Source organism: Novacetimonas sp. GS1 (assembly GCF_036686925.1).
GTDB classification, from domain to species: domain Bacteria; phylum Pseudomonadota; class Alphaproteobacteria; order Acetobacterales; family Acetobacteraceae; genus Novacetimonas; species Novacetimonas hansenii.
Map to the genome: position 1 here is coordinate 452,305 of NZ_VSZP01000001.1, position 12,903 is coordinate 465,207.

Annotated in this window: 11 protein-coding genes; 1 reads left to right on the top strand and 10 read right to left on the bottom strand. The window is 59.5% G+C overall.

All coding sequences use genetic code 11. The features are described 5' to 3' along the window. Positions 1 to 7: 7 nt before the first annotated feature. From FYB92_RS02080 to FYB92_RS02110, 7 genes are all read right to left on the bottom strand, one after another. Positions 8 to 421, bottom strand: a complete 414-nt coding sequence (locus FYB92_RS02080; protein WP_075624927.1) for a hypothetical protein — start codon at positions 419 to 421, stop codon at positions 8 to 10. 378 nt (positions 422 to 799) lie between these two features. Continuing rightward, complete coding sequence (gene galE, locus FYB92_RS02085; RefSeq protein ID WP_075624926.1) at positions 800 to 1,786, bottom strand: UDP-glucose 4-epimerase GalE; 987 nt, start codon at positions 1,784 to 1,786, stop codon at positions 800 to 802. Positions 1,787 to 2,544: 758 nt separating this feature from the next. Further along, positions 2,545 to 3,108 carry a YigZ family protein gene (locus FYB92_RS02090; protein ID WP_075624941.1) on the bottom strand — a complete coding sequence of 188 codons (564 nt, stop codon included), beginning with the start codon at positions 3,106 to 3,108 and terminating at the stop codon, positions 2,545 to 2,547. 43 nt (positions 3,109 to 3,151) lie between these two features. Further along, the gene (radA, locus tag FYB92_RS02095) at positions 3,152 to 4,546 is read right to left on the bottom strand and encodes a DNA repair protein RadA (RefSeq protein ID WP_003616649.1); all 1,395 of its coding nucleotides are present in this window, start codon (positions 4,544 to 4,546) and stop codon (positions 3,152 to 3,154) included. Between the two features lie 185 nt (positions 4,547 to 4,731). After that, on the bottom strand, positions 4,732 to 5,523 hold the full coding sequence (locus FYB92_RS02100) for an ABC transporter ATP-binding protein (RefSeq protein ID WP_003616647.1): 792 nt from the start codon (positions 5,521 to 5,523) through the stop codon (positions 4,732 to 4,734). After that, positions 5,520 to 6,305, bottom strand: a complete 786-nt coding sequence (locus tag FYB92_RS02105) for an ABC transporter permease (protein ID WP_003616645.1) — start codon at positions 6,303 to 6,305, stop codon at positions 5,520 to 5,522. Before FYB92_RS02105 ends, FYB92_RS02100 begins: the two co-directional genes overlap by 4 nt. Positions 6,306 to 6,568: 263 nt before the next feature. Next, entirely contained in the window at positions 6,569 to 7,849 is a 1,281-nt protein-coding gene (locus FYB92_RS02110; protein ID WP_075595529.1) for a multidrug effflux MFS transporter, read from the bottom strand. Between the two features lie 255 nt (positions 7,850 to 8,104). Here FYB92_RS02110 and FYB92_RS02115 point away from each other — a divergent pair, with 255 nt between their 5' ends. Next, positions 8,105 to 8,341 carry a DUF3297 family protein gene (locus FYB92_RS02115; protein WP_003616637.1) on the top strand — a complete coding sequence of 79 codons (237 nt, stop codon included), beginning with the start codon at positions 8,105 to 8,107 and terminating at the stop codon, positions 8,339 to 8,341. A gap of 160 nt (positions 8,342 to 8,501) precedes the next feature. Here the strand turns inward: FYB92_RS02115 and FYB92_RS02120 are convergent, their stop codons facing one another. From FYB92_RS02120 to ribH, 3 genes are all read right to left on the bottom strand, one after another. Beyond that, positions 8,502 to 11,096: an MMPL family transporter gene (locus tag FYB92_RS02120; RefSeq protein WP_003616635.1), complete on the bottom strand. Its 2,595-nt coding sequence runs from the start codon at positions 11,094 to 11,096 to the stop codon at positions 8,502 to 8,504. A gap of 233 nt (positions 11,097 to 11,329) precedes the next feature. Beyond that, positions 11,330 to 12,346: a lysylphosphatidylglycerol synthase domain-containing protein gene (locus FYB92_RS02125; protein ID WP_075624925.1), complete on the bottom strand. Its 1,017-nt coding sequence runs from the start codon at positions 12,344 to 12,346 to the stop codon at positions 11,330 to 11,332. A 71-nt stretch (positions 12,347 to 12,417) separates the two neighbouring features. Then, on the bottom strand, positions 12,418 to 12,903 hold the full coding sequence (ribH, locus tag FYB92_RS02130; RefSeq protein WP_003616631.1) for a 6,7-dimethyl-8-ribityllumazine synthase: 486 nt from the start codon (positions 12,901 to 12,903) through the stop codon (positions 12,418 to 12,420).

Here is a 12,903-nt window from a genome sequence, read left to right on the forward strand (position 1 = left end):
CCTCACATTATACCGTCCAGCGACGGGCACGCATTGGAATAATCACAAGCTCTTCGATCTCTATCATAACGCCAGCAGGGACAAATACTCGGATCTGAAGATTCTTGGCATCCCCGTAAAGAGAAAAGGGAACTGCAATCATCCCCGCGATTTTATCAAGGATTTCGCGATGGGGAACATTCAGATGAGCGATTTCAATCTCATTGGGATCGGTTACGACGTCAATCGAAACATTCGCCGGGTGTGCGGAACCAATCCGACGCATATATATGCCAGCGACATAGTCTCCCGCTTCCAGCGTCATGTAAGGACCAAAACTTAAATGGCCCTCCTGCCCGTCTGCAACGCGAAGTCCCCCTTTCTCGTTACGACCAACTGCACTAGGCAATTCAGCGCCCAGAAATTTTCTATAACGAGTCATCTCGTGACGTTCCTTACATAACAATAGTTCGAGACTATCATCAGGTAGGAAAATGTCTAGAATTTGTAGGTAAATTTTATCAATTTATATATTTTTATAATGAAATATAATGTTACGATATGGGCTGTCTTTGGGGGTATCTTTAGATAAAATTAGAATTGCAGATTTATATCTGTTGTAACGATTAATAATTGTAATTTTATTAGGTATAATTTCTACTTATTTATTTTATATCCATATAATATTTCCATGCACGGCACTATCGCGAACATTGCGCCATGTGCAGGGATGGCTATGGCACATAGATTTAATGTGAAGACCAGCTTGGCATTTATATCGGGTTATGTTGGGTGTTGATCCTCGGATGATGCCTATGGGTTATGCATTTCCATAACCACCTGGGTTGGCAACGCGCCATTTGTAAGTATGGGCGATAATTTCTTCTATGTTGGCATATTTAGGGAACCAGTTCACTTCTTTTTTGATTTTGTCGGGGTTGGCAATCAGGATGGCGGGATCTCCCTCCCGGCGGTCGCCAACCGAGTATGGAACAGGAATGCCTGTTACTTTTTCAACGGCATGTATGAGTTCCAGATTTGAATGACCTTTTCCCGTTCCTATATTATAGGAAACGCTTTTTTCATTCAGGCTCATCATGACATCCAGATGTGCGGATGCAAGATCCGTGACATGGATATAATCGCGGATACATGTCCCATCTGGTGTGGGATAGTCATTCCCGAACAAGACGAGGGGAGGGCGACGTCCCAACCCGGCATCGATGATTAACGGTAATAAATGCGTCTCCGGGTTATGGTCTTCACCCAATCGTCCCAACGGGTCGGCCCCGGCAGCATTGAAGTAGCGCAGACAGGCGCTTTTCAGGCCATGGGCGCGGTCTGCCCAGTGCAGTGCCCTTTCCACCACGAATTTACTTTCCCCATAAGGGGACGCGGGATCAATGGTACAGCTTTCATCAATCAGGTTGTCATCCACATTGCTGAACAGCGATGCGGTGGAGGACAGGATGAACCTGGGTATCCCATGGCGAACGCAGGCATCAATTACGATAAACCCCCCCAGCCCGTTATTGCGCATATATTCGATGGGATTTCGCATGCTGTCACCGACGAGGCAGAGAGCAGCAAAATGCAGCACACCGTCCCACTGTCCATCGGAAAGTATCTTGTTGATCAGTTCGGAATCAAGCACACTTCCTTCGATAAATCGTGCGCCTTTGGGAACGGCGGATCTGTGACCGGTGCTGAGATCATCAAGAATAACGACTTCATGTCCGGCCTCAAGAAATTCCAGACATACATGACTGCCTACGAAGCCTGCTCCACCGGTTACGAAATAGCGCATAAATCAGAATCCATCACTTTACGTTGTTTATGTTTTGCTTTCGGGAAACCCGTGGATTTATCTTGGCCTTGTGCCCATATCTATGAGGTGGCCTCGTCTTGGGGACATGGAAACAACAGGCTGGTTGTTATGCGATGGTCCTTCGTCTGGAACGGTGCATCCATAATGTCCGCCCTGTCCGCCCTGTCCGCCCTGTCCGCCCTGTCTGGTATGGCTGTCATGGTGTAGGGGGGAGGGGGACGACATATATGAGGCAGGCGGTTCACGGAAATTCCGGCGACCCTGACCGGAATCAGGAAGTCTTTTCCGCATGTCGTCGCATAATACAACACGAAGTCCAAGAAGCCGCGTATATGGAAAGACCTTGGCCATTTCATCCCGATCGCAGATGATTCCGTCAGCGAGAATGATATTCATGAGCCCGATCTGGTGAGTGCAATACCTAATACATAGTTAGGATGAACGCATATGAAAATCTGTTTCTGGAATCAATAGCTACCTGCTGAACGTCAGAAAGAACCGCCATTTTGGCGTGATATATGTTCCGGCCGTTTGCCTGTTGTCCAGCTTCTGATATCTTCATTTCATAATCCGAAATAATTTTCGGATGTGATTGGTCGTGATTAACGTATTTCGTGATATTACGGTATGGAATCATGGTAGATTTATGGTCATGGCACGGAAAAATTTCTGGAGAATACAATATCTTCTGATTCTGTGGTGGCTGTAATCTGGCATATATTGTCCAAACGTGCCGCCTAATCTTCCACCGCCCGGATAACAGCCTGCCCGCGCGTGATGTCGGTGATCCGCGCCCGCGCTTCTTCTTCGCGCACCTGCGGCAGGGTGATGCGCAGGTCCACGCCATCCGCGCCGAATGTCTCCTCATCAATCGTGGCGTCCATCGCCAGAAGGCGCGCACGGATCAGGGCATGGTCGGAAAAGCCGCAGTGGAACGTCAGCCCCACCATCGGCACGATGGGCCGTGACGGCGCGGTACGCAGACATTCCGCCGCCGTCCCGCCATAGGCCCGGACCAGCCCGCCCGCGCCCAACTTGATGCCCCCGAACCAGCGCGTGACCACGACCACGGTGTGGTCGAATCCCTGTCCCTCGATCACCTGCAGGATGGGCCGCCCCGCCGTGCCGCCGGGTTCGCCGTCATCATCGCTGCGATAGGACTGCCCGATGCGATAGGCCCAGCAGTTATGGGTGGCATCGGGATCGCTGACATCGGCGATGAACGCCATCGCCGCCTCGGCCGAGGATACGGGGGCCGCCTGCGCCAGGAACAGGCTTTTTCGGACTTCACGTTCCAGCATCACCTGCTGTGTCAGGATCAGGGATGTCCCGCTCACGCCGGGGTCACTCCCCCTCTGTGGCGAACAGGCTGACCAGATCGCCAAGGTGGCCTATCTCATGCAACTGCATGCCTTCGGGGGCACTGGGACGGCGGTTCCCCCGTGCAATGCGACGCGGCAGGTAGGCGCTCTCGAACCCTAGCTTGTGCGCTTCCTTCAGGCGTGTATCGGCCAGCGAGACCTGACGCACTTCCCCCGACAGGCCGACTTCGCCGAAATACACTGCGCCCGCATGCGTCGGCTGTCCCGTCGCCGCCGAAACCAGCGCCGCCGCCACCGCAAGGTCGGCGGCAGGCTCCATCACCCGCAGTCCGCCTGCAATGTTCAGGTGGACATCCATGGCGTTCAGCTTCATCCCGCAACGTGATTCCAGCACCGCAAGCAGCATGTTCAGCCGCGCCGTCTCCCACCCGACCACGGCGCGACGTGGTGCGCCATCGCCTGCTTTGGGCGACAACAGTGCCTGCACCTCCAGCAGGACGGGCCGCGTGCCCTCCATCCCGGCAAAGACCGCCGATCCCGCGATATGCCCGCGCCGTTCAGCCAGGAACAGGGCGGAAGGGTTGGGCACCTCCACCAATCCCTGATCGGTCATGGCGAAGACACCGATTTCATCTGTCGCACCAAAACGGTTTTTTGCCGCGCGCAGGATGCGGAACTGATGCCCGCGATCGCCCTCGAAATACATCACCGCGTCAACCATATGTTCCAGCACGCGTGGCCCCGCCAGCGCGCCTTCCTTGGTCACATGGCCCACCAGCATCAGGCAGAAACCGCGCTGCTTGGCCAGGCGGATCAGTTCAAAGGCGGAGGAACGGACCTGGCTTACGGTGCCCGGCGCGCTTTCGACCGTTTCCATCCACATCGTCTGGATGGAGTCGATGACCACCAGCGCCACGTCGCGCTCACCTTCCAACGTCGCGGTGATGTCCGCGACGTTGATCGCCGCCGCCAGTTCCAGTCCCGGCGTGTCCAGCCCAAGGCGGCGCGCGCGCAGGCGGATCTGGTCCACCGCTTCCTCGCCAGAGATATACATGACCCTGCGCCCCATCGCGGCCAGTGCGCAGGCCCCCTGAAGCAGCAGGGTCGATTTGCCGATGCCCGGATCACCGCCCACCAGCACGACAGAGGCCGGGACCATACCACCGCCCAGCACGCGGTCTAGTTCGCTGATCCGTGTCTCGATCCGTTCGGGCGGCGGCGTGTCCCCATCCAACCCGACCAGTTCGATGCGTTTGCCCCGGCTGCGGCGGGGGGCGACGGCACCGCCTGCCGTGGGTTCGACCGTTTCCTCCACGATGCTGTTCCATGCGCCGCACGCGTCGCACCGACCCGACCATTTCGGAAAAACCGCGCCACAGGACTGGCATACGAAACGGTTGGCAGGGCGGCGGGCCATCTTGATTCCTCAGCTTGTGAAAAGGCGGCGGATCTGTCGTGCCGGGACTGTCTGAAAAGATCGGGCCGACAATATACTGAAATCATAAAGGTTTTTGGTGAAGCTTTTTGCAAAAAGCTTCAAAGACGCCGCCGTTTTGAAAAAAGGCGGCACCCAAAAACTTTTAACATTTTACAGACAGTCCCTCAGACGCGGACATCCACCTTGATCGGTCCCTCGCGGCGACCATGGGTGAACTGGTCAACAATCGGGTTGCCACTGGCAAGCAGCGATGTCGCCGCCCCCTGCCAGATCAGCTTGCCTTCATACAGCATCGCCGCCTGATCGCCGATCCGCTGGGCGGAGGCCATGTCATGGGTGATCGCAATCGCGGTCGAGCCCAGCTTGCGCACGCAATCGACGATCAGTCCGTCAATCACCGCCCCCATGATGGGATCAAGGCCGGTGGTCGGTTCGTCAAAGAACAGGATTTCCGGCCGTGCCGCGATTGCGCGCGCAAGGCCCACGCGCTTTTGCATTCCGCCTGACAGTTCAGCAGGCGACAACGCGCCAACACCCGGGTCCATGCCCACCTGTTCAAGCAGCTCGCCCGCGCGTTTCTTTGCATCCGCGCGGCTGATTTTATGTTTGTGCTGCCGTCCTGCCGCCATCAGGCCGAACGCCACATTTTCCCATACCGTCAGACTGTCGAACAGGGCGGCATTCTGGAACAGCATGCCGATCTTTTCCATATATGGTTCACGGTGGCGTGGCGACAGTGCGGTGACATCCACGCCGTCGATTTCGATCGTACCTGCATCCGGCGTCACCAGCCCGAGGATACAGCGCAGCAGCACCGACTTGCCGGTGCCGGACCCGCCGATGATGACGAAGGACGTCCCCTCCATCACATCAAGGTCCACCCCGTTGAGCACCACCTTCGGGCCAAAGGATTTGCACAGGCCGCGAATGCGGATTTTCGGTGTCGGTCCGGTCATTGCGAAAAGAACACATCCGTCAGGAGGTAATCAAAGGTCAGCAGCAGGATCGACGCCGCGACAACCGCCGCCGTCGTGGCTGCCCCCACGCCCTCGGCCCCGCCACGGCTGTGATAGCCGTGGTAGCACCCCATCAGCGCGATCAGGAAGCCGAAGATCGCGGCCTTTGCCAGTCCCACGGTCACGTCCATCATCCTGAACGACGCGATGGTGGCGGAGATATAGGCCTGTGGTACGAAGTTGAGCTTCATGACACAGACGATGAAGCCCCCCATGACGCCAAGGATATCGGCGATGATGACCAGGAACGGCAGCGCCAGCGTCCCGGCCAGAAGACGTGGGGTGACAAGGTATTTGATCGGGTTGGTCGAAAGTGTGCTGAGCGCGTCGATCTGGTTGGTCACCCGCATCGTGCCGATTTCCGCCGACATTGCGGCGCCGACGCGCCCCGCCACCATCAACCCCGCCAGCACCGGGCCAAGTTCACGCGTGACGGCCAGGATGACAATGCCTGCGATCGCGCTTTGCGCATGGTACTGCGCAAAACCGGTATAGGATTGCAGTGCGATGACGCCGCCCGAAAACAGCGCCGTCAGCGCGACGACGGGAAGGGAGAAATACCCGATCTCGATCAGTGACCCGCAGAAGGTCCGCCAGTAGAAAGGGGGGCGCACAAGGTGTGAAACCGCCAGCAGCCCGAACAGTGCCACCTGCCCCGCCATGCGGACCATGTCGAGCAGTGTACGGCCGATGCCTGCGATGAAATCGAGGATTTTATCCATGCGCGCGCTCCCGACGGGGCTGCGGCACGGAGCGGGAGAGGAAAGCGGACATCTTCCTGCCGTAGCGCGGGATTGTCATGGCGTCAAAGCCAAACCGCGTGAGCCCCATGGCCCCGACGATGGCCGCGACGGTTGTATCGGGGCCCCGCGCCAAAAAAAAGGCGGCGTCGTGAGACGCCGCCAGAGTTTAGGGAGGAAACGTCCATGAAGCACACACGTCATGCGGCTTCGCCCCCAAGGATGGAAAAAGCGATCGACCGGTGTCAAGCAGAAGTGCCAGAAAGGGATGCATGTGATACTTTTTTATCACATATATGCCGCCAGATATTGCACGCCACCATCGCGATTACCCCCGCCATCATCGTGACCGCCAGAGGCACGGGCGTATGGAATGTCACATGCCCCAGCACAAATCCGCTGAATGCCGCGAGTGAGAATTGGATCGTGCCCATCAGTGCCGATGCGCTTCCGGCCTGATGTCCATGATGGGTAAAGGCCAGAACCATCGCGTTCGGTCCGATAAAGCCAAGCGTGCCGGTAATCCCCATGATCAGCAGACAGATCACGACCGGATGTTGCGGCCCGGCAAAACCCGACAGCGACAGCGCAAGGCACAACGTGCTGGTACACAGGCACACCACGATGCCAGCGTTCAGCAACCGCGTCAGGGAATGGTGATGCACCAGCCATCCGTTAAGCTGCGCCCCGGCGATGAAGAATGCGGCGTTGATGCCGAAAAACATCCCGAACTGTAGCGGTGTGAAGTGCAGCAGCTTTTCAAACAGTATGGGCGACGCCGTAAGGTAGGCGAACATGACGAATGACGAAAAGCTGGTGATCAGCGCGCTGGACATAAAGACCGGTTCACGCACCAGCCCCATATAGCGCGAGGCGATGCCCGATGCCGATAGCGGGATGCGCCGTGCGTGGGGCATGGTGTCGGGCATTGCCGCGGCCACTGCCACCAGGCCCAGCGCGGAATAGAGAACCGCAATCCAGAAAATCCACCGCCAATGCCCGACCGACAGCACAAGACTGCCTAAGGAGGGGGCAAGGATTGGCATAAGGCCGAAGACCAGTGTCAGTTGCGACATGATTTTCGCGCCCTGCTGCCCTGTTGCGACATCCCGCACGATGGCGCGCGGTACTACCGAACACGCGGACCCGCCCAGTGCGGCGACAAAACGACATACGCAGAACAGGTCCAGCGTGGTGGCGCAGGCACACCCGATGGAGGCCAGCATAAATACGGCAAGTCCCCCGATCAGGGGAATCCGCCGTCCCAGCCGGTCAGACAGTGGCCCCATGCTGAACTGTCCCACCGCCAGCCCGGCGAACCATGCCGCCAGCGTGATCTGGCTGGCCCCATTGCGGCCATTCGCAAGTTCGAGGTCCAGCACCGGGAAGGCGGGCAGGTACATGTCGGTCGAAAGCGGCCCGATCGCGGTCAGCATTCCCAAAAGCCCGATCATCCACATCGGCATGAGTGGCGGCAGGGCGGACAGGACAGGACGGGAGGATGTGGTCGGGGCGGCAATGGGCATTGGAACGTGGCTCTGGGGCAGGGCGGGCGGCACAGCGAATGTGACGGTCGGCGTGACGGGTGACTTCGGGTTTTCATATCCGTGGTTTCGGGGGTGTTTGTCCATGTTTTCATGCACCGCGATATGTTCCGGTGCGACATGACGGAGGGGCGCTGCATGCATGTCCACCATGGTCTTATCCGCTGCTTGGATTACCGGGGCGAAGCCGCTATGTCAGGCACGCTTGAAGTTCCTGCATATTGAAAGAGAACGCACATGACCGAGACCGTTCCCGATCGCCTGTCGGCCAATCCCTCCAGCCCGTTTTATAACGAAGCCCTGCTTGAGCGCGGTATTGGCGTCCGCTTCAAGGGGATCGAGAAGAACAATGTCGAGGAATACTGCATCAGCGAAGGCTGGGTCCGCCTTGCCGTGGGCAAGAGCACCGATCGCCACGGCAACCCGATGACCATGCTGGTGCGCGGCCCGGTCGAGGTCTGGATCAAGGATTGATTTGCTGCCCCCGCGAAGGAAGTTCCGCGCGGGCGACGTCCGGGCTCTCTGCCCGGACCCGGCAGGGATCACGATCCCTGCACCCTGATTCGTTTATAAAGTCATGGTTTCCAAAGGTCCGTGACCTTTGGCGGGGTTTCAGGGGCAGAGCCCCTGAGGCTTATTCCTCGTCAATTGCCCGTTTGGGCAGAAGTGCTGGCACAAAAACCAGCGTCGCGACCAGCGTGCATGCCAGTGACAGCAGCAGGAGCCGTCCCATGCTGGCGGTGCCCGGGTGGTGCGACGCGGCGAGTGAGCCGAACGCCGTACCGGTTGTCAGGGCGGAAAACAGCACCGCGCGTGCCGTGGGACTCGACAGCGGCATCTTCACGCCCGCGCGCCAGTTCATGACGAAATAGATGTTGAACGACACGCCGACACCCAGCAGCAGGGGCAGGGCGATGATGTTGGCAAAGTTAAGCTGTTCGGGCACGAACACGATCAGGATGACCGTCATCAGCGCCGACAGCAGCAGCGGTGCCAGCACCAGCGCCGAATCCAGCAGGCGGCGCAGTGCGACCGACAGGATGATGCCGATCATCACGATCGCGGCGCACGCGGCCATGACAAAGGCATGGACCATGGTTGCCGCGCTTTCGACGATGTCGATGGCGCTGCCTGCCGCCGTGGGGGCGACCTTCTGGATTTCGCCCACATACCGGTGCAGCGCTGCGTTGCCGGTCATTTCCTTGGTGGGGTGGACCTCCACCAGGGCGCGCCCGTCAGGCAGCAGGTAATCGTTGGCAAGGATGGGCGGCACGTCGGAAATGGATACCGGCTTGGCCTGCAGCATGGTGCGCAGCATGTCCAGTTGCATCGGCAGGAAATGGACCAGTGCCTCGTTGGTGGCAAGGATCGTCTGGTCATCCGCGTGCGACAGACGTGCAAGCGTGGACTGGATCTGGCGCAGCGGGTCGTTCGGGGCCAGTTTGTCCAGCACGCCGCCAAGGTCCGCCGCCGTTTTTGCCGCCGCTTCACGTAGGGCGTTGGCGTCCGGCGCGGGCTTGGGATTGGGGACGATCAGGGTGGGCAGCATGATGTTCGCCGCATCCTGGATCATCGGCAGCTTGGTGGTCTGGTCTGATGGCACCAGCGATCCCAGCCACAGCGCGTCATGCACCAGTGGCAACTGCGACAGCCTGTCCGACATGGCATGCGCCTGGTCCAGGCTGGGCATCAGCACATCGACGGAATAGGGCGAATATTGCGGTTCCGACATCAGCATGCCCAGCGTGACCATGCCCTCGGACCTGGGGTTCTTGGTATGCAGCGGGTCGGCGTCGAATGTCAGGGTCGGGATCAGGCCCGCGCCCAGCAGGGCAAGGCAGGCGAATACGCCCAGGATGGGCTTGCGATGATGGCGGATGCTGATGTCGATGGGCCGTGCGGCGACGAACCCGACCGCCCCATGGCCGGAGGTCGGGCGAAAGATCCGCAGCAGCGCAGGCAGCAGCGTCAGCGTGCAGACGAAGGCGAAGATCATGCCAAAACCGGCGATCAGGCCCAGTTGCGCCACGCCGACAAAGGCGGTGGGCGTAAAGGCAAGGAACCCGGCGGAGGTCGCGGTCGCGGCCACAAGGATCTGGTGCCCGGTTTCGTTTCCGGTCCGCTCCAGCGCGTCATGCAGGCTTGGCACGCCCCCATCGGGCAGCGACTGTGCGCGGAAACGTACGCAGAACTGGATGGCGAAATCCACTGCGATGCCGACGAACAGGATGGCGAACGCCACGGAAATCAGGTTCAGCTTGCCCACCGCCAGCGCGGCGAAACCCGTGGTCAGCAACAGGCCAGCCACCAGCGTGATGATGATCGGTGCGATCAGCCGCCACGTATGGACCGCAAGCACCAGCCACAGCGTCACCAGCACCAGCGACCCCAGCAGGCCCGCGACCATACCTTCGGCCACAGTGGCGAATTCCTCGTCCGCGATCTGGATGTCGCCGGTGATATGGATGTGCGCGCGCCCGGACTTGACGAATGGCAGGTCACGCGCGGCGTCACGCATGGCGTCGGCGGCGGCGCCACCGGGTTGGAACGAATCGTAATCAAGCTTGGGCTGTGTCACGACGAACTGGTACTTGCCGCCAAGGTCGGCAAGGTCGCCCGCAAGCAGACGCTCCCACGACATCGTCTCTGGATGGCCCTGCGCGGCATGCTCCAGCGTGGTGGCAAAGCCCGAGAGCGCGGACTGGAACCCTTTGAGGTCGCCTTCACCATGCTCGATACCCAGTGCGATCATCGACAGGGCACCGAACAGGCCGCGTCCCGACGGGTCCGCCGCAAGCTGCCCCAGGAAGGGTTGCGCGGTGATCGTGGTATCCAGCACCCGGTCCAGCGCCTTGGGGTCAAGGAACATCAGCCCGTTGCGTACAAGGTAGGGATCGGTCTGCGGGGTGGTGACGTAATTGAAATGTACGTGGTCGTTCTTCAGCCGCGCGGCAAGGTCTATGGCGGTCTGCTGCGCCTCTTCGGGCAGGACCGCGTCGATCACCGCGACAAGCTGGTCCTGTTTTTGCGGGAACAGCCGCCCCATTTCATCCGAACGCTGTTTCCATGGCAGGTCGGATGAAAACATCATGCCCGTGTCGGTGGTGACGCCCAGTTGCGTATAGCTTGCAAAGACTGCCCCCCCGACCAGAATGGCAAAGGCCAGGACCACCGTAATGGCCCGGTTGGAACAGAACGCGACAAGACGCCCAAGGGGTACCGATAGCATGACGAGTTATTCAGCCCTTCAGAAACCGTTGCCGATGCGTATTTCGTCCTGGCACCGGGTGGAAGAGCCTCGGTTTGGCCCATGAAGCACGTGTGATGCAAGGCGGTTCTTTGTTACCGTGGCCGCCATCCGTGTCATGAACATGGCGGTGTGACGCACGTAATGGTGGCCTGGGCTTTTGTCATGCCCCCGCGCCGCGCCCATCAGAGGCGGCGGCCCGCCGGATGACGCCATTATGACTGTTCGGGAATCTCTTTTCCCCGTGCGGGGTTTTTCGTATTCGTGGGGATAATCCAGTGCAGCTCCATCCATTGCCATCCCATCAGAGACGGCAGGCCCCATGCGATCTCACGCAATCGTTTGATCAGTGACAGCGCAATGGCCACCTGTGGTGACACCCCGAACAGGCCGGCGATGATGATATACCCGCCTTCGGATACACCAAGCGCGCCGGGCACGGCAAAGCCGGCGGATTTCGCCGCCTGTCCCACGCTCTCGATCACCAGGCACTGCCCCAGTGACAGCGGGTGGCCCACGCCGTGCATGATGATGCTGACCTCAAACGTGCCCAGTGACCATCCCAGCAGTTGCAGCGCCCCCGCGCGAAGCGTGCTTGACCGTGTTTTGTACAGCGTGATGATTTCATGATGCAGGCCGCGGATATCCTCCATCCCGCCCCAGCCAAGATGCGAGGCGATGCGCATCAGCAGCCCCTCGATCAGGGAAACCGCGCCCAGATACTGGCTGCCAAGGAATACCGCGCCAAGCAGCAGGGCAGCGCCCGCGCTTTCCATCAGTTCGTCCGTCACGGCGGAACGGTTGACGAGGCAGAACAGGGCCCCCAGCCCGATAAGCGTGAATGTCACCTGGCTGAGCAGTTCGATCGTCAGGTCGCAGATGGTCGAGGCCGCCGCACGGCGCAGGCCCACCCCATGACGGCGTGACAGCAGGCGTGCGGTAATGACCTCGCCCCCTACCTGCGCCACCGGCAGCAGGTTGTTGATCCCCTCGCGCGCGCAGCGCAGGACAAGGAAATCACCCAGCGGCAGGGGGCGACGATGGCTTTCGGCAAGGATCTTCCACGCCAGGGCGGAGGCGCAGACCTGTGTGGCGTGAAAGATGATGACGGCGGCAAGGCTCCACCCGCCCGTGGCGATCAGGGCAAGGATGTCATGCAGGCCGAAACGGGAGAGCATCCATACCGTCAGCCCGATCCCGAATGTCCCGGCGATGAAAGTGATCAGCCTCATCCGCCGTCCCCTTGTCGCGCGCCGTTGTCCATGTCGCGCGCGGGGCCGCCGCGCGCGAAGATGCTATGACCTTAACAGCCTCTTATTTTCTGTATCAATGCAAGACTTTCGACACAGGCAGCCACGGCCTCGCGTCCCTTGTTATGCACGTCGTCACGCGAACGCACGATCGCCTGTTGGTCGGTATAGGTTGTCACCACCCCGAACGCGACCGGTACTTCTGTTGACAGCGATGCCTGCATCAGGCCGACAGCAGCGCCAAGGCTGATGAATTCGAAATGCGCGGTTTCACCCTTGATGACGCAGCCAAGGCAGACAACCCCGTCGTAACGTCCGGTTTTCGCCAGCGTCTGCGCCAGCAGCGGCAGTTCGTACGCACCGGGGGCATACATGACATCGTCATCGCGCATGGCAATATCATGTTCACGCAGCCACGCCAGCGCGCCGTCACGCAGGCCATGCGTCACATTTTCATTGAACCGGCTGACCACGATGGCAAGGCGTGGCGGATGTGCGAAGGTCAGGTCCACGGTGGTGGAGGGAATGTTTGTACTCAT